General features: G+C 72.1%; 18 protein-coding genes. 11 read left to right on the plus strand and 7 right to left on the minus strand.

Annotated features, from left to right (window positions below; translation table 11 throughout):
- Window positions 1-2 precede the first annotated feature (2 nt).
- Window positions 3-1,409 (minus strand): KamA family radical SAM protein, encoded by a 1,407-nt coding sequence (locus NOCA_RS14960; RefSeq protein WP_011756104.1) that lies wholly within the window; start codon window positions 1,407-1,409, stop codon window positions 3-5.
- Between the two features lie 160 nt (window positions 1,410-1,569).
- Here NOCA_RS14960 and NOCA_RS14965 point away from each other — a divergent pair, with 160 nt between their 5' ends.
- From NOCA_RS14965 to NOCA_RS14995, 7 genes are all read left to right on the plus strand, one after another.
- Window positions 1,570-2,625: an L-erythro-3,5-diaminohexanoate dehydrogenase gene (locus NOCA_RS14965; RefSeq protein WP_041547689.1), complete on the plus strand. Its 1,056-nt coding sequence runs from the start codon at window positions 1,570-1,572 to the stop codon at window positions 2,623-2,625.
- Window positions 2,622-4,202: a lysine 5,6-aminomutase subunit alpha gene (locus NOCA_RS14970; RefSeq protein ID WP_011756106.1), complete on the plus strand. Its 1,581-nt coding sequence runs from the start codon at window positions 2,622-2,624 to the stop codon at window positions 4,200-4,202. The genes NOCA_RS14965 and NOCA_RS14970 overlap by 4 nt, the downstream gene beginning before the upstream one ends.
- Window positions 4,199-4,954, plus strand: a complete 756-nt coding sequence (locus NOCA_RS14975) for an OAM dimerization domain-containing protein (protein ID WP_011756107.1) — start codon at window positions 4,199-4,201, stop codon at window positions 4,952-4,954. The genes NOCA_RS14970 and NOCA_RS14975 overlap by 4 nt, the downstream gene beginning before the upstream one ends.
- Window positions 4,951-5,352, plus strand: coding sequence for a hotdog domain-containing protein (locus tag NOCA_RS14980; protein WP_011756108.1), 402 nt, complete (start codon window positions 4,951-4,953; stop codon window positions 5,350-5,352). Before NOCA_RS14975 ends, NOCA_RS14980 begins: the two co-directional genes overlap by 4 nt.
- 551 nt (window positions 5,353-5,903) lie before the next feature.
- A complete protein-coding gene (gene lnt / locus NOCA_RS14985; protein WP_140403827.1) occupies window positions 5,904-7,481 on the plus strand; it encodes an apolipoprotein N-acyltransferase in 1,578 nt (525 codons plus the stop codon).
- Window positions 7,474-8,247: a polyprenol monophosphomannose synthase gene (locus NOCA_RS14990; protein ID WP_011756110.1), complete on the plus strand. Its 774-nt coding sequence runs from the start codon at window positions 7,474-7,476 to the stop codon at window positions 8,245-8,247. The genes lnt and NOCA_RS14990 overlap by 8 nt, the downstream gene beginning before the upstream one ends.
- Complete coding sequence (locus tag NOCA_RS14995) at window positions 8,244-8,708, plus strand: FxsA family protein (RefSeq protein WP_011756111.1); 465 nt, start codon at window positions 8,244-8,246, stop codon at window positions 8,706-8,708. The genes NOCA_RS14990 and NOCA_RS14995 overlap by 4 nt, the downstream gene beginning before the upstream one ends.
- 3 nt (window positions 8,709-8,711) lie before the next feature.
- Here NOCA_RS14995 and NOCA_RS15000 read toward each other — a convergent pair whose 3' ends face one another.
- From NOCA_RS15000 to NOCA_RS15010, 3 genes are all read right to left on the minus strand, one after another.
- Window positions 8,712-9,098 (minus strand): RNA polymerase-binding protein RbpA, encoded by a 387-nt coding sequence (locus tag NOCA_RS15000; RefSeq protein WP_011756112.1) that lies wholly within the window; start codon window positions 9,096-9,098, stop codon window positions 8,712-8,714.
- A gap of 222 nt (window positions 9,099-9,320) precedes the next feature.
- On the minus strand, window positions 9,321-10,697 hold the full coding sequence (locus NOCA_RS15005) for an MFS transporter (RefSeq protein WP_011756113.1): 1,377 nt from the start codon (window positions 10,695-10,697) through the stop codon (window positions 9,321-9,323).
- Window positions 10,694-11,518 carry a glycerophosphodiester phosphodiesterase family protein gene (locus tag NOCA_RS15010; protein ID WP_011756114.1) on the minus strand — a complete coding sequence of 275 codons (825 nt, stop codon included), beginning with the start codon at window positions 11,516-11,518 and terminating at the stop codon, window positions 10,694-10,696. Before NOCA_RS15010 ends, NOCA_RS15005 begins: the two co-directional genes overlap by 4 nt.
- Before the next feature lie 63 nt (window positions 11,519-11,581).
- Between NOCA_RS15010 and NOCA_RS15015 the strand changes: the two genes are divergently transcribed.
- Window positions 11,582-11,854: a TFIIB-type zinc ribbon-containing protein gene (locus NOCA_RS15015; RefSeq protein ID WP_083768165.1), complete on the plus strand. Its 273-nt coding sequence runs from the start codon at window positions 11,582-11,584 to the stop codon at window positions 11,852-11,854.
- A gap of 47 nt (window positions 11,855-11,901) precedes the next feature.
- Here NOCA_RS15015 and NOCA_RS15020 read toward each other — a convergent pair whose 3' ends face one another.
- The gene (locus NOCA_RS15020) at window positions 11,902-13,428 is read right to left on the minus strand and encodes a helix-turn-helix domain-containing protein (protein WP_011756115.1); all 1,527 of its coding nucleotides are present in this window, start codon (window positions 13,426-13,428) and stop codon (window positions 11,902-11,904) included.
- Between the two features lie 93 nt (window positions 13,429-13,521).
- On the opposite strand from NOCA_RS15020, the gene NOCA_RS15025 reads away from it, so the two are divergent.
- On the plus strand, window positions 13,522-14,538 hold the full coding sequence (locus NOCA_RS15025) for a zinc-dependent alcohol dehydrogenase family protein (protein WP_011756116.1): 1,017 nt from the start codon (window positions 13,522-13,524) through the stop codon (window positions 14,536-14,538).
- Window positions 14,539-14,550: 12 nt separating this feature from the next.
- Here NOCA_RS15025 and NOCA_RS15030 read toward each other — a convergent pair whose 3' ends face one another.
- Window positions 14,551-14,961 carry a hypothetical protein gene (locus tag NOCA_RS15030; protein ID WP_041546565.1) on the minus strand — a complete coding sequence of 137 codons (411 nt, stop codon included), beginning with the start codon at window positions 14,959-14,961 and terminating at the stop codon, window positions 14,551-14,553.
- Window positions 14,962-14,988: 27 nt separating this feature from the next.
- Between NOCA_RS15030 and NOCA_RS15035 the strand changes: the two genes are divergently transcribed.
- Window positions 14,989-16,686 carry an alkaline phosphatase D family protein gene (locus tag NOCA_RS15035; RefSeq protein WP_011756117.1) on the plus strand — a complete coding sequence of 566 codons (1,698 nt, stop codon included), beginning with the start codon at window positions 14,989-14,991 and terminating at the stop codon, window positions 16,684-16,686.
- A gap of 63 nt (window positions 16,687-16,749) precedes the next feature.
- Here the strand turns inward: NOCA_RS15035 and NOCA_RS27830 are convergent, their stop codons facing one another.
- Window positions 16,750-16,905, minus strand: a complete 156-nt coding sequence (locus tag NOCA_RS27830; protein ID WP_172419816.1) for a hypothetical protein — start codon at window positions 16,903-16,905, stop codon at window positions 16,750-16,752.
- Between the two features lie 245 nt (window positions 16,906-17,150).
- On the opposite strand from NOCA_RS27830, the gene NOCA_RS15040 reads away from it, so the two are divergent.
- Complete coding sequence (locus NOCA_RS15040; RefSeq protein ID WP_011756118.1) at window positions 17,151-17,903, plus strand: DinB family protein; 753 nt, start codon at window positions 17,151-17,153, stop codon at window positions 17,901-17,903.
- Window position 17,904 lies beyond the last annotated feature (1 nt).

The following is a 17,904-nucleotide window of genomic DNA, read 5'->3' on the forward strand; positions in this document are numbered from 1 at the left end:
CGTCAGTCCAGGGCGTGCTCGGCCCACCACGCCTGGCCCTCGGCGGGCAGGGTGTGGATCGGGTCGTAGTACTCGTAGGTGCGGGTGAGCGCGTCGGCCTGCTCGGTCTCGATCGAGGTGCGGTAGTTCTTGGTCCAGTACGAGATGCCGCGCTCGGTGTCGTAGTCCGCGACCTGGTGCACCCAGCGCTTCCCGACGAACGGCACGTCGCACACGATGCGCGGGGTCGCGAAGCCGGGGAGGTAGCCCATGATGTGGTGCTGCAGCCGCTGCGCGTCGGCGACCGAGACCCGCCAGTGCTCCGAGAACGGGATCATGTCGCACATGTAGAAGTAGTACGGCATGATCTGCGCGCCGTCGAGCAGCCGGAAGCACAGGTCGAGCAGGGCGTCCGGGCCGGCGTTGACGCCGTTGAGCAGCACGCCTTGGTTGCGTACGTCGCGGACCCCGGCCTCGAACATCGCCGCGGTGGCGTCGGCGACCAGCGGGGTGATCGAGTTGGCGTGGTTGGCGTGCGTGTGGATCGCGAGCGAGACCCCGCGGGACCGGGCGGTGCCGGCGACACGGGCCATGCCGGCGCGCACGTCCTCCTGGAGCCAGTGCTGGGGCAGGCCCACCAGCGCCTTGGTGGCGAGCCGGATGTCGCGGATGTTCTCGATCTCCAGCAGCCGGGTCAAGAAGTCCTCGAGCCGGGGCCAGGGCAGGTTGGCGACGTCGCCGCCGGAGACGACCACGTCGCGCACCTGCGGTGTCCGGCGCAGGTAGTCCAGCATGTCGCCGAGCCGGTCGTTCGGCTTGGCGACGAACTTGAGCTTGTCGATGGTGGGCGTCGAGTTGCCGACCAGGTCCATCCGGGTGCAGTGGCCGCAGTACTGCGGGCAGGTCGGCAGCAGCTCGGCGAGCACCTTGGTCGGGTAGCGGTGGGTGAGCCCCTCGGCCACCCACATGTCGTGCTCGTGCAGGGAGTCCCGGGTGGCGTGCGGGTGCGAGGGCCAGTCGGTGCGCCGGTCGGAGAAGACCGGGATCATGTAGTGGCGCACCGGGTCGGCGTAGAACGCCTCGGTGAGCGAGCCCGGGCCCGCCGGGACCTCGTGGGGGACCATCGTGTTCATCATCTGCGGCGGCACCAGCATCGACATCGTGGCCCGCTCGGCCTGGTCGCGCTCGAGGTCGGCGTAGAACCGCTCCTCCACCAGGTCGCCGAGCAGCTCGCGCAGCTGCCGCACGTTCTTCACGCAGTGCGCCCGCTGCCACTGCACCGACTCCCAGTCCTCGCGGCTCACCTCGCGCCAGCCGGGGAAGCGGGTCCAGTCGGGCTCGACCAGCTCGGTGCGGCGGTACGGGTAGGGCTGTCCGCTGCGCGCCTCGACCTGGGCGACGGAGGTCTCGATGCTCGTGTTCGTGGTCATCGCGGGGCTCCTCGGGGTGGCGCGGACGGGACCGTGGGCGCGTCGGTTGTGCCGGTCGCGCCTCATCTGTCAGAGTAGGAGAAGATCATACGGTTTGTCCAAAGGCACGCCGGATCCTTTCCTGTCTCAACACCGTTTTATCGGAGGATGCTTCGTGTCGATGCCTCTGACCAGCGACCCGACCGGCCTGCACCGGGTCCTCGACGACGCGCCCGGCGGGGGAGCGCGGCTGCCCCAGGCGGCCGAGCGGCTCGACACCCGCCGCGAGCTGTGGCCCGACGAGGTCCGGGTGCGGGTCGAGCGGCTGAACCTGGATGCCGCGTCGTATCGCCAGCTCGAGCGCACGCACACCGCCGACGGCCGGCCCGACGGGGGCGCGATCCGCGCCGAGGTCCTCGACATCGTCGCCCGGCGCGGAAAGATGCAGAACCCCGAGACCGGCTCCGGCGGCATGCTGGTCGGGACCGTCGAGGAGGTCGGCCCGGACTCGCCGCTCGGCCTGGCCGTCGGCGACCGGATCGCGACCCTGGTCTCGCTCACGCTCACCCCGCTGGTCATCGAGGACGGCCTGGCCCGGTGGGACGGCCTGGGGGAGCAGGTGCCCTGCGACGGGTACGCCGTGCTCTTCGGCCGGTCGATCGCGGCGGTGCTGCCCGACGACCTGCCCGCTGAGCTCAGCCTGTCGGTGATGGACGTGTGCGGCGCTCCGGCGCTGACGGCCCGGGTGGTCGGGTCCTACGACGCCCCGGTGGTCGCCGTGGTCGGCGGCGCCGGCAAGTCCGGCTCGCTGAGCCTGGCCGCCGCCCGCCGGGCCGGCGCGCGGCACACCATCGGCGTCGTCCCGCACGAGGCCGAGGCGGCGCTGCTGCGTGAGGCCGGTGTGGCCGACGAGGTCGTGATCGCCGACGCCCGCGACGCCGTCGGGCTGCGGGACGCGGTCGCGAAGGCCGGCGGCCCGGCCGACGTCACGGTCGTCTGCGTCGACGTTCCGGGCTGTGAGGGCGGCGCCATCCTGGCCACCGCGGAGCGGGGCACCGTGGTGTTCTTCTCGATGGCCACCTCGTTCTCTGCGGCAGCGCTCGGCGCCGAGGGCCTGGCGGCCGACGTCACGATGCTGATCGGCAACGGCTACGCGCCCGGGCACGCGGCGTACGCGCTCGAGCTGCTCCGCGACGCCCCCGGCGTGCGCGGTCTCTTCGAGGGGAGGCTCGGATGAGCCGGGCCACCGGGAAGCTCGACCTGGACCCCGCCGTCGTCCGGCAGGCCCGGGCCCTGGCCCGCAAGGCCGGTCGCCCGATCGTGACGATGGCGAAGCGGCACACGACCGTCTCCGTCGAGCGCGCGACGCTGCGGCTGGCCGGGCTCGAGGGTGCCGACCCCGACGGCACGCCCTGGGTCAACCGGCTCCTCGAGGCGGTCCGTGCGGACCTGGCCGGCGACGGCGGCCTCGAGCACGGGGTCGCCCTGCCCGTCTGGGACGCGCTGCTGCGCGGCGAGGCCGAGGACCTCGCAGCGCTCGCCGAGAAGGCGTCCGCCGGCTCGGTGCGGTTCCGGCTGCCGGAGGGCAAGGACGCCGACCGGGCCCGGCGCGCGTCGCGGGCCCAGGTGCAGCGCGGCATCCGGCAGATCGACCGGCGTCGCACCGAGCGCGACCGCCTGATCCGCCGGTACGGCGACGCGCCACGGACGCCGTGGATCTACCTGATCGTCGCGACCGGCGACATCTACGAGGACATCCCGCAGGCGCAGGCCGCCGCCCGGGCCGGTGCCGACGTGATCGCGGTGATCCGCTCGACCGGCCAGAGCCTGCTCGACTTCGTCCCCGAGGGCGCCACCCGCGAGGGGTTCGCCGGCACCTACGCCACCCAGGAGAACTTCCGGCTGATGCGCGCCGCGCTCGACGCGTCGAGCAAGGAGCTCGGCCGTTACGTCCGGCTGACCAACTACGCCTCCGGCCTGTGCATGCCCGAGATCGCCGCCCTCGCCGGGCTCGAGCGGCTCGACATGATGCTCAACGACTCGATGTACGGGATCCTGTTCCGCGACATCAACCCGGTCCGCACCTTCGTGGACCAGCGGTTCAGCCGCCAGGTGCATGCGCGTGCCGGGATCATCATCAACACCGGCGAGGACAACTACCTCACCACCGCCGACGCGGTCGAGGCGGCGCACACCGTCACCACCAGCCAGCTGCTCAACGAGTTCTTCGCCAAGGAGGCCGGCCTCGAGGACTGGCAGCTCGGCCTGGGGCACGCGTTCGAGATCGACCCCGAGGTCCCTGACTCGTTCCGGCTCGAGCTGGCGCACGCCCTCCTGGCCCGCGAGCTCTTCCCCGGCGCTCCGCTGAAGTGGATGCCACCGACCCGGCACATGACCGGCGACGTGTTCCGCGGCTACCTGCTCGACGGGTTCTTCAACCTGGTCGGCGCCCTGACCGGCCAGAGCATCCTCCTGGTCGGGATGATGACCGAGGCGGTCGTGACCCCGTGGCTCTCCGACCGCGACCTGGCGCTGGAGAACGTGCGCTACGTGATGAACGCGGCCGGTGACCTGCACCGCGACTTCCGGCCCGAGCCGGGCGGGTTCATCATCCAGCGCGCCCACCAGGTGCTGGCCGAGTCGATCGACCTGCTCGACCGGATCGTCGACGACACCTTGCTGAACGCCATCGCGGACGGCACCTTCGGGCTGATGAAGCGGCCCGCGGACGCCGGCAAGGGCCTCGACGGCGTGGCCCGCAAGTCCAGCGCGTACTACAACCCCGCCAGCGAGATCCTCGAGGACCAGGCATGAGCGAGCTCGTCCGACCGTACGGCGACACCACCGGCGACGGCATGGTGCAGGTCAGCTTCACCCTCCCCGTCGACGGCCGAGGTGACAACGCCAAGCGCGCCGAGGGCGCCGCGGCCCAGCTGGCGAACAAGATGGGTCTCGACCCGGCCCTCGTCGTGCACACCAAGCCGATGGGACCCGACTTCACGTTCTTCGTCGTCTACGGGCGGGTCCACCACCTGGTGAACCTCGACGAGGTCACGGTGGTCGAGCGCGACTACCCGCTACTGAGCCCCAAGGAGGCGAACGCCGCGATCAAGCGTGCGCTGCGCCGCCGGCTCACCGTCGTCGGCGCCTGCATCGGCACCGACGCCCACACCGTCGGCATCGACGCGATCCTCAACATCAAGGGCTTCGCCGGCGAGAAGGGCCTCGAGTACTACCGCGAGCTCAAGGTCGTGAACCTCGGGGCCCAGGTGTCGGTGCCGCAGCTGGTCGAGCGGGCCCGCGCCGAGAAGGCCGACGCCGTGCTCGTCTCACAGGTCGTCACCCAGCGCGACGCGCACCTGCTCAACACCCGCGAGATGTCCGCGGCGTTCCGGGAGGCATACCCCTCCGACCGGCGTCCGCTCCTGGTCGTCGGCGGGCCGCGCTTCGACGAGTCGATGGCCGGCGACCTCGGCGTCGACCGGATCTTCGTCCGGGGTACGACGCCGGCAGAGGTCGCGTCGTACCTGGTCCACCGGCTGGCAGCGAAGGGAGCCGCAGCATGACCACCCCGTCCCCGACCCCCGAGGTCGGGCTCCGCGTCACCCACCGGCGCTACGTGCCCTACTCGCACGCGCATTACGCGGGCAACCTCGTGGACGGCGCCTACAGCCTGGGGCTGTTCGGCGACGTGGCCACCGAGATGTGCATCCGCACCGACGGCGACGAGGGGCTGTTCGCGTCGTACTCCGACGTGCAGTTCCGGGCGCCGGTGCGCGCCGGCGACGTCCTGGAGATCACCGCAGCGCTGACCCGGGTCGGGACCCGCTCCCGGGTGCTCGACCTCGCGGTGCACGTCGTCGCGCGGGGCGCCGCGACTGACGAGCGCCCCGGTGCGGCCGAGCTGCTGGCGGAGCCGATCCTGGCCACCACCGCCACCGGCACGGTCGTCGTCCCCGGCTGAGCGGCCCTTCCGAGCGTATTCGCCGAGACCTCAGACAGACGGGGCAGCGGTGACACCGTCTCGATGACCTTCCGGAGCCACCGCAGCGTCGACCGCACCCGCTCGGCGCGTCCGTGCGCGACACGCCGGGAGCCGAGGAAATTCCTGGCCATTTTCCGCGTTCGGAGCAGGTCCGTGACCTGCGGGTTCGCGCGTTCTCGCAGGTCATCGGGCGGTTGACAGGCGAGCGCTCCGCGATCCAGTGTGTGCCGTCCGCTCATGCAGATCGTGGCCGGCGAACCGACGTCCGAGTGGCCGGGTCGAGGATGGCAGTGCCAACCATCCGTCCGCCCTGGTTCGCGGAGGTCGGTCCGCTCCGCGAGAGCGGATACGGAAGGGACCCGCGTCCCCTAGACAACAGCCACGTTCTCGGCAGCCAGTCGGCGTCGTGCTGGTCCGAAGGGTGCGGGACCCTTCCGTGATCTGCAACGGGAGTGCAGACCGAACCGCGAGCAGTGCCTGCACGGGGGATCAGACCGGTCCGGCGAACGCCGGGCCGGTACTTTCTTCTCGTGCCCGCCCGCCTGCTCCTCGCCGCCCTGTCCGGGGTCGCTCTCTCCCTGGCGTTCGAGCCGGTCGCGGTGCCGATCGTCATCCCATTCGCCGTCGCGGGCTTCGTGCTCTCCGTGCGCGGGCTCCGGGCCCGCTCCGCCTGGCTGCCCGGGCTGCTGTTCGGGATCGGCTTCCAGTACGTGCTGCTGTTCTGGATGCGTGCCGTAGGCCCCGACGCCTGGCTCGCGCTGGCCACCGTCGAGGCGGCCTTCATCGGGCTGCTGGCCGCCCTGACAGCGATCCTGTGCCGGCACCGCTGGTGGCCGCTGTGGGTCGCCGCCGCCTGGGTCGCCATCGAGGTCTGGCGCAGTGGCTGGCCGTTCAGCGGCATGCCCTGGGGGCGGCTGGCCTTCGCCGTGGTCGACACGCCGGTGGCCAAGGCACTGCCGTGGGTCGGCTCGGTCGGGGTGAGCTTCCTCCTCGCCCTCAGCGGCACCCTCCTCGCCTGGGTCGCGGTCGCGCGCGCCCGCGAGCAGCGGCTCGCCGCGGGCCTCCTGATCGCCCTGGTCGCGGCGACCGCGCTGCCCGTGGCCTTCCCCTGGTCGGCCGAGACCACCGGCGAGGCGACCGTCGCTGCGGTGCAGGGCGACGTCCCCGGCAACGGCGACGACATCCTCTACGACTTCCGGCAGGTCACCCAGAACCAGGTGGACGTCACCGTCGACCTCGCCCGCGACGTCGCGGCGGGCGCCGTACCCCGGCCCGACTTCGTGCTCTGGCCCGAGAACTCCACCGCGATCGACCCGTTCCGCGACGGCCGGACCAACAGCGGGATCCGCGCCGCCAGCGCCGCGATCGGGGTGCCGATCCTGGTCGGTGCGATCGTGGACGCCGGTCCCGAGCACGTGCTCAACCAGGGCATCGTCTGGGACCCCGTCACGGGGGCGGGGGACCGCTACACCAAGCGGCACCCGGTGCCGTTCGGCGAGTACATCCCGGCTCGCGAGTTCTTCACCCGCCAGTTCGGGCGGCTCGCCGAGATCCCGCGCGACATGCTCTCCGGGACCCGCAAGACGCCGCTGCAGGTGGCGGGCGTCGAGGTCGCCGACGCGATCTGCTTCGACGTGGCGTACGACGACGGCATCTACGCCCAGGTCAGCCGGGGCGCCGAGCTGCTCGTCGTGCAGACCAGCAACGCCACGTTCATCCACACCGACCAGATCGACCAGCAGTTCGCCATCACCCGGCTCCGGGCGATCGAGACGGGCCGCTGGCTGGCGGTCGCCTCGACCAACGGCGTCTCGGGGGTGATCGCCCCCGACGGACAGGTGGTCGCGAGCGCTGCGCCGCGCACGCAGCGGGTGCTCGTCGAGCAGGTCGGCTTGATCGACGCCGTCACGCCGGCGGTGCGCCTCGGCGCCTGGCCCGGCCGGTTCCTCATCGCGCTGACCGCCGTCGGTCTGGTGTTCACGCTCGCTTCACGATCGCTCCCGTATGGTCGGAAGCGGGACCGGCAGCAGGCCGAGGACGGCCGAGCAGGATCCGACCGCCCCGTTGCTGCCACGACAGCGAATGGAGGGCGACCCGCAGGTGAGTGAGCCGGCGAGCACACGGGGCATCGAGGGTCTCGGCCGCGTCGTGGTGGTGATCCCGACGTACAACGAGGCGAGCAACCTCGCCTGGATCGTGGCGCGCCTGCGGGCCGCCCAACCGGACGTCGACGTGCTGGTCGTCGACGACGGCTCGCCGGACGGCACCGGGAGGGTCGCCGACGAGCTGGCGCGCACGGATCCTGCGGTCTCCGTCGTGCACCGCACGAGCAAGGCCGGGTTGGGAGCCGCCTACCTGCACGGCTTCCGGGTCGCGCTGGCGGCGGGCTACGACGTGATCGGGGAGATGGACGCCGACGGCAGCCACCAGCCCGAGCAGCTCGGCCGCCTGCTCGAGGCGCTCCGCGGCGCCGACCTCGTCATCGGATCACGCTGGGTGCCGGGCGGCTCGGTCGTCAACTGGCCGCGGCGGCGCGAGCTGCTCTCCCGCGGCGGGAACCTGTACGTCCGGATGCTGCTCGGCGTGCCTGTGCGGGACGCGACGGCCGGCTACCGGCTGTTCCGCCGGGCGACCCTGGAGAAGATCGACCTCGAGTCTGTGCAGTCGACCGGGTACGTCTTCCAGACCGACATGGTCGCCCGCGCCCTGAGCGCTGGACTGAGCGTCCAGGAGGTGCCGATCGAGTTCGTGGAGCGGGTCCGCGGCGACTCGAAGATGAGCGGTGCGGTGGCCGCCGAGTCGCTCCGGCGGATCACCGCCTGGGGGCTGCGGGAGCGCACCGCCCAGGTACGCCGGGCCCGGGAGCGCCGGTGAGCAGGCGGCGCCGGCCGCTGGCCCTGCTGCTGGTGGCGCTGTTCGTCGGGATGCCGCTGCTCGAGATCTACGTCCTCGTCCAGGTCGGCCAGGTGATCGGCGCCTGGTGGACGATCCTGCTGCTGGTGCTCGACAGCGTCCTGGGCACCCTGCTGATCCGCCACGAGGGCGGCCGGGCGTGGCGGGCGCTGCGCGAGGCGCTGGAGAGCGGCCGGATGCCGGCCAGGGAGCTCGCCGACGGGGCCCTGATCCTCGTCGGCGGCACCTTGATGCTCGCGCCCGGGTTCGTCACCGACGCGTTCGGGGTGCTGTTGATCCTGCCGGTCACCCGGCCCCTGTTCCGCGGGCTGCTGACGACCCTGGTGTCGCGCCGGGTGCTCGGAAACGGCCCTGGGAATGCGACTCGCCCCGGACGCGGGCCCGAGGGCCCGGTCGTCCGGGGCGAGGTGGTCGACGAGTAGCCGTCAGGCAGTCGCCTTGCGCTTCTTCTGGTTGGCGCGGTGCAGGTGCGCGGGCCCGATCTCCCCGTCGCGGAGCAGCTGCAGCCGCTCCTTGAGGATGTCCTCGAGCTCCTTCTCCGAGCGCCGCTCCAAGAGCATGTCCCAGTGCGTCCGCGCCGGCTTCTCCGCCTTGGCCTCGGGCTGGATGCCGGAGACGCTCAGCGCCTCGGCCCCACACCGCGGGCACTCCCAGACGGCGGGCACGTCCGCCTCGACCGACATCGTGATCTCGAACTCGTGCCCCTGGGGACACCGGTAACCGACCTGCTGACGAGCCGCGAACTCGATGCCGCGCTCATCCTCGAAACTCTGGCCCCCGAGCCGCGCTCCCCGCAGTGTGCGCTCCGCCATGAGCCACCTCCCGATTTGTTGTCCCCATGTATTGACCGAGACGGACGAACCCCGTGTTCGTGACAGCGTTCGCGACACCGGACTCCGGGATCTCTTTGTACCCCGCCGGGCGACGTCTCAACCCGTTCAACGGTACTGGCGCCCGCAAGATTCCTCAGCATCGCCGGGTGACGGCGCTCACGTGGCCCTCGAAGAGGCGCCGACGGGCCGGAGCGGCCGCGCTCAGACCACCTGGGGGAGCGGATTGCCGGCCTCCCGGATCCCGCGGCGCGGATCGACCCGCAGGAGCAGCACGATCCCGACCACGAACAGCACCACCAGGGCGAGCAGCGCCGGCCGGTAGGAGTCGGTCCACTGGTGGACGAGGCCGAAGATCAGGGTCCCCACCCAGCTGGTCCCGCGCTCGCAGGCCTGGTAGAGCGAGAAGTACTCCGCCTCGCGGCCGCGCGGGATGAGCTGGCTGTAGAAGGACCGGGAGAGGGCCTGGGTGCCACCGAGCACGATGCCGATCCCGACGGCCAGCAGCAGGAACAGCGGGAGGTTCTCGTCCGGGGTGAGCCAGCCGGCGACCACGACCAGCAGCCACACGACGAGCCCACCGAGGATCACCCGGTAGGCGCCCCGTCCGCGGGCGACCCGCCCGAACCACAGCGCACCGAGGATGCCGACGAACTGGACCACCAGGAAGGCCAGCAGCACGGTGCTCTTCTCGAAGCCGAGCTGCTTCTCGCCGTAGACCGACGCCGCGTAGATCACGGTCTGGATGCCGTCGTTGTAGAACAGGTACGCGGCCAGGAACGTCATCGTCACCGGATAGCGGCGCAGGTCCTTCAGGGTCCGCCAGAGCTGCCCGAAGCTCGCCCGCAGGAGGCCGCCGGGCTCGGCGACCGGGTGCACCGGCGGCCGGGCGCGGATGCCCCGCACCGGGATGATCGTGAAGACGGCCCACCACAGGCCGGCGCTGAGCAGGCTGATCCGGACGGCGAGCTCGGTGTCGTCGCTCATCACGCTCAGCAGGCCGAAGTTCAGGGCGAGCAGGATGCCCCCACCGAGGTAGCCGAGCGCCCAGCCGCGCGAGGACACCCGGTCTCGGTCGTCCGGGTCGGCGATGTCGACGAGCAGGGCGTCGTACACCACCAGGCTCGCGCCGAGGAAGAGCGTCGCGAGCAGGAGCAGCCCGGCGCCGAGCTGCCAGTTGCTGCCGGTGACCAGGAACATCAGCATCGCCATCAGGCTGCCGGCCCAGGCGAACCCACCCAGCAGCCGCGGCTTGGCGCCGCTCCGGTCGGCGATCGCGCCGACGACCGGCAGCACCAGCGCGGAGAGGATCGTGGCCGCGGTGACGATGTAGAAGACCAGCGAGCCGGCGGAGAGGCTGAGCCCGAGGACGTGCAGGTCCTCGGTGCACTTGAGGCCCTTGTCCTCGTCGGTGACGAAGCCGCACGCGGACTTCTCGGCGACCGAGGTGAGGTACGGCGCGAACAGCACCGCGGCCGTGGTCGTCACGTACGCGCTGTTCGCCCAGTCGTACCAGTACCAGGCCTGCTGCTCGCGCGCCCGCCGGAGCGGGCCGAGGTCCGCGATCCCGCTCGCCGTCATGGCGCCTCCCTGTCCTGGCCCCGTGCCCCGTCCTGCCACTGGTCCCGCTCGGTGAGGACGTCCTTGAGTATGTCGGTCCGGTCGGTGAACAGCCCGTCGACGCCCCGGTCGAGCAGCAGCCGCATCTCGTCGGCGTCGTCGATGGTCCACACGTGGACGTGCCGGCCGGTGGCGTGCGCCCGCCGGACCAGCCCGGCGGTCGCGATCGTCAGCCGTCCCCGGCGGTGGGGGACCTGCAGCGCGGCCGACCGGCCGCCGCTGAGCAGCGCGGCCAGCCGGGCGCTGGGCAGGAAGCGGAACAGGGCGATCTCGACCGGGGTGGCCGCCGTCGGCACCCGGCCGGCGGTCAGGGCGCGGAACCGGCGGGTACGACGCCGCGAGAAGGAGCCGACCAGGACCCGGCCCCACGCCTCCCGCGCGGCGATGAACTCGGCGAGGGCCGGCACCGCGCCGTCGGACTTGAGGTCGATGTTGAACCGGGCGCGCGGGAACGCCTCGAACAGCTCGGCGAGGGTCGGGACGGACTCGCGGCCGCCGACCAGCGCTCGGCGTACCTCGGCGTGGGTGAGCGCGCCGATCTCGCCGCGCTGGTCGGTCACCCGGTCGAGCACGCTGTCGTGGAAGGCCAGCAGGACCCCGTCCCGGGTGACGTGCGCGTCGGTCTCGAGGTACCCGTAGCCGAGCGCCACCGCGTGGCGGAACGCCGCCAGGGTGTTCTCCAGGCCCTCGATCTCCGGATGGTAGGCGCCGCCGCGGTGCGCGAACGCCAGCACGGGGCCGGGCTCGTCGAGGTAGCCGAATCCGGTGCGCGGGGTGACCACGGGATGCAGTAAACCCGACCCCGGGTGCACCGCGCGCCGCAGGCCGGGCGGTAGCGTCGGACCATGGAGACCTTGACCTGTCCTCGTTGTGGCACCGAGATGGTGTCGCACGCCCTGAGCGCGTCCCTGGGCGAGGGTGAGGTCAGCCAGTGTCCCGACGGGCACGGCGTGTTCCTCGCCCGGCCCGACCTCGGCGCGCTGATCGAGGCCGAGAACGACTGGCACCGCCATGCCGGCCAACACACGGCGCCGATGCCGCGGATCACCGCCGACATGACCGCGCCGCCCGTCGGCAAGCCCTCACCGCGGGCCTGGGTGGAGACGCTCTTCGAGTAGCCGCGAGGCTCTGGGCCTGCGTGCCGAAGTGGCGCTGATCCAGCTCGCTAGATGTCTCGGAACGTCTCGATGGTGGCGCCGAGCTGGTTGAGGCGCTCGGCGAGGTCCTCGTAGCCGCGGTGGATGACGTACGTCGAGCGCAGCACCGAGGTGCCCTTCGAGGCGAGCATCGCCAGCAGGATGACGACCGCGGGGCGCAGCGCCGGCGGGCAGACGAGCTCGGTGCCGGTGAAGCTCGTCGGACCCTCGATCATCACCCGGTGCGGGTCGAGGAGCTTCACCTTCGCCCCGAGCTTGTTCAGGTCGGTGAGGTAGATCGCCCGGTTCTCGTAGACCCAGTCGTGCAGCAGGGTCTGGCCCTGGGCAACGGCGGCGATGACCGCGAAGAACGGCAGGTTGTCGATGTTCAGGCCGGGGAACGGCATCGGGTGGATCTTGTCGAGCGGCGCGTGCAGCTCGGAGGGCCGCGTGGTGATGTCGACCAGTCGCGTGTGGCCGTTGAGCGCGACGTACTCCGCGGAGCGGTCGTAGCAGAAGCCCATCTCCTCCAACAGGGCCAGCTCGATCTCGAGGAACTCGATCGGCACCCGGCGGATCGTGATCGAGGACTTCGTGACGATCGCGGCGGCCAGCAGCGACATCGCCTCGATCGGGTCCTCGCTGGGCGCGTAGTCGACGTCCACATCGATCTCGGCGAGGCCGGTGACCGCGAGCGTCGTGGTGCCGATGCCCTCGATGCGCACGCCGAGCCGCTCGAGGTAGAAGCACAGGTCCTGGACCATGTAGTTCGACGAGGCGTTGCGGATCACGGTGGTGCCGGGGTGCAGCGCCGCCGCCATCAGGGCGTTCTCGGTCACGGTGTCGCCGCGCTCGGTGAGCACGATCGGGCGTCCGGGCTCGACCGCGTGGTTGACCGCCGCGTGGTAGTTGCCCTCGGTGGCCTTCACCTCCAGGCCGAAGGGCCGCAGCGCCGCCATGTGCGGCTCGACGGTGCGGGTGCCGAGGTCGCAGCCGCCGGCGTACGGCAGCTCGAAGGCGTCCGCGCGGTGCAACAGCGGGCCCAGGAACATGATGATCGAGCGGGTGCGGCGCGCCGAGTCGGCGTCGATGTGGTCCAGCTCGAGGGTCCGCGGGGGCACGATCTCGAGGTCGTTGTCGTCGTTGAGCCAGCGGCACTGCACGCCCATGCTGGTCAGCACCTCGAGCAGCCGGTTGACCTCCTCGATCCGGGCGACCTTGCGCAGCGTGGTGCGCCCCCGGTTCAGCAGGGTGGCGCACAGCAGCGCGACCCCGGCGTTCTTGGAGGTCTTGACGTCGATCTCGCCGGACAGCGTGGTCGGGCCGTTCACCCGCAGGTGGGTGGGCCCGGCGCCGAGGGCCACGATCTCGGAGTCGAGCGCGGCACCGATCCGGGCGAGCATCTCCAGGGAGAGGTTCTGGTGCCCCTTCTCGATCCGGTTGATCGCGCTCTGGCTGGTGCCGAGCAGGTCCGCGAGCTGGTGCTGGGTCAGGCCCCGGTGCTTGCGGGCATCACGAATGAGGTTCCCGATGCGGTTCTTGTATCCCTCGCTCATACCGCCACGGTAACTCACATATGAGATAACGCCACAACCAGCCCGTCCGGCGCCCGGGGCGGCCGGGGGAGGGCCGGCTGACAAGATGCTGGCATGCGTGCAACGACGATCCACGGCCTCCGCGACATCCGCGTCTCCGAAGTCCCCGACCCGGCGATCACCGCCCCCACGGACGCCATCGTCAAGGTGGTCGCGGGCTGCATCTGCGGCTCCGACCTGTGGCCCTACCGCGGCGAGAACGACATCCGTCCCGGCGCCACGATCGGCCACGAGTGCGTCGGCGTGGTGGAGGAGGTCGGTGCCGAGGTCCGCAGCGTCCGGCCCGGCGACTTCGTGATCGTGCCGTTCGACCACTGCGACAACACCTGCCCGCACTGCCTGGCGGGCGCTCAGTCCGCCTGCGTCAACCTGGGCTTCACCGTCAGCGGCCAGGCCGAGTACGCCCGGGTCACCCAGGCCGACGGCAGCCTGGTCGCCACGCAGGGCACCCCGGACGCGGGCCTGGTGCCGTCGCTGCTCACGCTCTCGGACGTGCTCCCGACGGGGTGGCACGCGGCGGTGTCCGCCGGCGTCCGCGAGGGCGGTACGGCGGTCGTGGTCGGCGACGGCGCGGTCGGGCTGTGCGGGGTGCTGGCCGCGTCGGTGCTCGGCGCGGAGACGATCGTGGCGATGTCCCGGCACGAGCCGCGCCAGGAGCTCGCGCGGCGCTTCGGGGCGACGCACATCGTGGCCGAGCGCGGCGACGAGGGCACCGCCGCGATCATGGAGATCACCGGGGGAGTGGGGGCCGACGCGGTCCTGGAGTGCGTCGGCACCGACCAGGCGATGCGCACCGCGTTCTCGACCGCTCGCCCCGGCTCGACCGTCGGCTTCGTCGGTGTCCCGCACGGCGTGGAGCTGCCGGTGCGCGAGATGTTCCAGCGCAACATCGGGCTCGCCGGCGGGATGGCGCCGACCCGGCGCTACATCCCGGAACTGCTCGAGCTGGTGCTGGCCGACCGGATCGAGCCCGGTCTGGTCTTCGACAGCACCCTGCCGCTCGACCAGGTAGCCGAGGGCTACCGGGCGATGGACGAGCGGCAGGCGATCAAGGTGCTGATCGAGCCCTGAGGCGAGCTGCGGCTACTTGTGCTGCGGGCCGGCGGCCTGCAGGCCGGCGCCCAGCAGCAGCACGATCCCGGCGACCAGCTCGCTGACGAGCACCCGCTGGGAGTTGTCGAGGAACACCGCGAACAGCACCAGCAGCACCCCCGACAGCCCGATCAGGCCGATCGCGGGCCGGGCCGGCAGCGAGGTGCGCAGCCACAGCGCCGCCACGATCACCACGGTCCCGATCAGGCTGCCGCGGTAGCCGGCCCACATGCCGTCGTAGTCGATGGGGTAGATCAGCCAGGTCGCGAGCACCAGCCCGACACCGCCGAGGAGCGCCAGCAGCCAGCCGAACGGCGCGACGACGGGGACGGGCTCGGCCGACGGGAGGTCGGCGGCGGGGTGGGCTGGGACGTGGGAAGTGCGCTGCACAGGGGTCGCCATGGGCCCCAGCGTATTAGGTTCGCTTCCATGTCGGATCTGGTGCTCGGCCCGTTGCTGCGGTACGTCGACGCCACGACCGCGACGATCTGGGTCGAGACGGCCCGCGACGCCGCGGTCACGGTCACCGCCGGAGCGCATGCGGCCACCAGCCGGACCTTCGCCGCGCACGGCCACCACTACGCACTGGTCGAGCTGACCGGCCTCGAGCCCGGCACCCACACGCCGTACACGGTCGACGTCGACGCGGCCCGGGTGTGGCCCTCGGAGGACCCCGAGCTCGCGGTGTTCCCGCCGTCGGTGATCCCGACCCTCGAGCCGGGCAAGCCGCTGCGGATGGCGTTCGGCTCGTGCCGGGTCAGCGTCTCCAACGACGTGCACGGCAACGCGCAGTTCGGGGTCGACGCGCTGCGCGCCTACGCGCTGTTCATGGCGGGCGTCACGACCGCGGACTCGCCCGAGGACAGCGAGCGCTGGCCGGACCTGGTGCTGTTCCTCGGCGACCAGGTCTACGCCGACGAGACGAGCGACGAGATGCGCGCGTTCATCGAGCGGCGCCGCGACCCCGAGCAGGCGCCGTGGTACGAGCTGAAGGACTACGAGGAGTACGCCCATCTGTACTCCCTCGCGTGGCGCGACCCGGCGAACCGCTGGCTGCTCTCCACCCTGCCCAGCGCGATGATCTTCGACGACCACGACATCCGCGACGACTGGAACACCAGCTGGTCGTGGCGCCAGGCGATGGAGGCGACGTCGTGGTGGCACGACCGCGTCGTGGGTGGCCTGGCGTCGTACTGGGTCTACCAGCACCTGGGCAACCTCGGGCCCGACGAGCGCGCCGTCGACGAGCTCTGGCGGCGGATCACGTCCTACGACGGCGCGGCCGGCGAGGGGGAGGAGCTGGACGTCACCGACGCGCTGGACGCGCTGGCCGACCGTGCGGACCAGCACCCGGAGACGTACCGGTGGAGCTACTCCCGCGACTTCGACACCCAGGCGCGGCTGGTCGTCGTGGACTCGCGCGCCGCCCGCGTGCTCGAGCCCGACCGCCGCTCGATGCTCGACGACGGTGAGCTGATGTGGCTCGACGCCCAGCTGCGGGGGGACGTCGACCACCTCCTGGTCGGCACCTCGCTGCCGTTCCTGCTGGCGCCCGGGCTGCACCACGTCGAGTCGTTCAGCGAGTCGATCGCCGAAGGGGCGTGGGGGCGCCCGGGCAGCTGGCTCGGCGAGCACGCCCGCTCAGCCGCGGACCTCGAGCACTGGGCGGCGTTCCAGCGGGGCTTCCGCGAGGTCGCCGAGATCGTGCTCGAGGTCGCCGCCGGGCGGCGCGGGCGGGCGCCGCGCACGGTCACCTTCCTGTCCGGCGACGTGCACCACAGCTACATCGCGGAGGCGTGGCCGCGACACGGCCAGGCCGCCAGCCGGATCGTGCAGGCGGTCTGCTCGCCGATCCGGAACCCGCTCCCGCGGGTCATGCGCGGGTTCATGCAGGCTTCCTCGAAGCGGCCGGCCGGCCTGCTCGGCCGGCTGCTCTCGCTCGCGGGCCGGGTGCCGCTCGAGCCGATGCGCTGGGCCGTCACGCAGGGCCCCTGGTACGACAACAACCTGGCGATCCTGGAGCTCGGCGCCCGCGGGATGCGGCTCTGGTGGGTCGCGGGGGAGGTCGACGGCCGCCCGGAACTGCCCGTGCTCAAGCGGGTGGCGACCGTCGACCCGGTCGGCTGAGGGCACCACGCGGGTGCCCGGCCGACGCTCCGGGTGGGGGGTCGGGGGAGTCGTTGGCGCGACTCAGACGAGGACGGCCTCGGCGTACCGGCGCGGACGCGCCGGCTCACAGTCGCAGGCGTCTCCGCACGCAAGGTAGGTGTGGAGGGCGTGCCCGCAATGTGGGCACGGCATGTCGTGCGACAGGTGCACCGCGTTGGTCTGGACGGTGTCCCACATGGCTCTACCTCCTCTCGTACCGTCGATCGTGCCCCCCAGCGAGGCCCGGCCAACCCGGCCCCGGGCGACCTGTGGAGAACGGGTCTGACCGGGCGAGCGGACGCCGGACCATCGCTTTCGACGGTAGGGATCCGGCGGGGCGAACGTGACGCGGACCGCGCCGAACCACCCGGACGGGGCAGGCCCGGGTAGCCCGACCGGGCCAGGGGAGGACCGCCGTCGGGGGCCCCGTCTACGGTGAGACCGTGGTCGAACACGTCCAGGAGGACCTCGCCGGGTCCCGCTTCGAGAACGTCGATCTGAGCCGGTCGCGCTTCCACAACGTGGACCTGAGCGGCGCCGTGATCCGCGGCGCGCTGCTCACCGATGCCGAGCTCGACGGCGACATCGACGGCCTGCGCGTGAACGGCATCGAGGTCGCGCCACTGGTGGAGGCCGAGCTCGACCGCCGCCACCCGCAGCGCGTGAAGATGCGCCCCGTCGACGCCGAGGGCTACCGCACGGCCTGGGCCGCCCTCGAGCAGCTGTGGGCGGTGACCGTCGAGCGGGCCCGGCGGCTGCCACCCGACCTGCTCCACGAGCGGGTGGACGGCGAGTGGTCCTTCATCGAGACCCTGCGGCACCTGGTCTTCGCGACCGACGCGTGGGTGCGGCGCGCGGTGCTCGGCGAGGCGGCGCCGTTCGACCCCCTCGGGCTGCCGCACACCGAGATGGGAGACGTGCCGGGTGTCCCGAACGATCCCGGCGCCCGGCCGAGCCTGGAGGAGGTGCTCGGTGTGCGGGCCGACCGGGTGGCCACGGTACGCGCCGTGCTCGCGGAGCTGACCGACGAGCGGCTGGCCGGCGACACCGAGCCGGTCGACGCGCCCGGCTACCCGCCCCCGGACGCCTACGCCGTACGCCGCTGCCTGCGCGCGATCATCAACGAGGAGTGGCTGCACCGCCTCTACGCCGAGCGCGACCTCGACGCCCTCGAACGCCGCCGCGGCGGCTCCTGAG

The sequence above is a fragment of the Nocardioides sp. JS614 genome, from assembly GCF_000015265.1.
In the GTDB taxonomy this organism is placed as follows: domain Bacteria; phylum Actinomycetota; class Actinomycetes; order Propionibacteriales; family Nocardioidaceae; genus Nocardioides.

Coding starts and splice junctions, on each gene's coding strand:
- NOCA_RS14960 (WP_011756104.1), bottom strand. CDS start 1,409: ATGACCACGAACACGAGCATCGAGACCTCCGTCGCCCAGGTCGAGGCG.
- NOCA_RS14965 (WP_041547689.1), top strand. CDS start 1,570: ATGCCTCTGACCAGCGACCCGACCGGCCTGCACCGGGTCCTCGACGAC.
- NOCA_RS14970 (WP_011756106.1), top strand. CDS start 2,622: ATGAGCCGGGCCACCGGGAAGCTCGACCTGGACCCCGCCGTCGTCCGG.
- NOCA_RS14975 (WP_011756107.1), top strand. CDS start 4,199: ATGAGCGAGCTCGTCCGACCGTACGGCGACACCACCGGCGACGGCATG.
- NOCA_RS14980 (WP_011756108.1), top strand. CDS start 4,951: ATGACCACCCCGTCCCCGACCCCCGAGGTCGGGCTCCGCGTCACCCAC.
- NOCA_RS15000 (WP_011756112.1), bottom strand. CDS start 9,098: ATGGCGGAGCGCACACTGCGGGGAGCGCGGCTCGGGGGCCAGAGTTTC.
- NOCA_RS15005 (WP_011756113.1), bottom strand. CDS start 10,697: ATGACGGCGAGCGGGATCGCGGACCTCGGCCCGCTCCGGCGGGCGCGC.
- NOCA_RS15015 (WP_083768165.1), top strand. CDS start 11,582: ATGGAGACCTTGACCTGTCCTCGTTGTGGCACCGAGATGGTGTCGCAC.
- NOCA_RS15020 (WP_011756115.1), bottom strand. CDS start 13,428: ATGAGCGAGGGATACAAGAACCGCATCGGGAACCTCATTCGTGATGCC.
- NOCA_RS15025 (WP_011756116.1), top strand. CDS start 13,522: ATGCGTGCAACGACGATCCACGGCCTCCGCGACATCCGCGTCTCCGAA.
- NOCA_RS15030 (WP_041546565.1), bottom strand. CDS start 14,961: ATGGCGACCCCTGTGCAGCGCACTTCCCACGTCCCAGCCCACCCCGCC.
- NOCA_RS15035 (WP_011756117.1), top strand. CDS start 14,989: ATGTCGGATCTGGTGCTCGGCCCGTTGCTGCGGTACGTCGACGCCACG.
- NOCA_RS27830 (WP_172419816.1), bottom strand. CDS start 16,905: ATGTGGGACACCGTCCAGACCAACGCGGTGCACCTGTCGCACGACATG.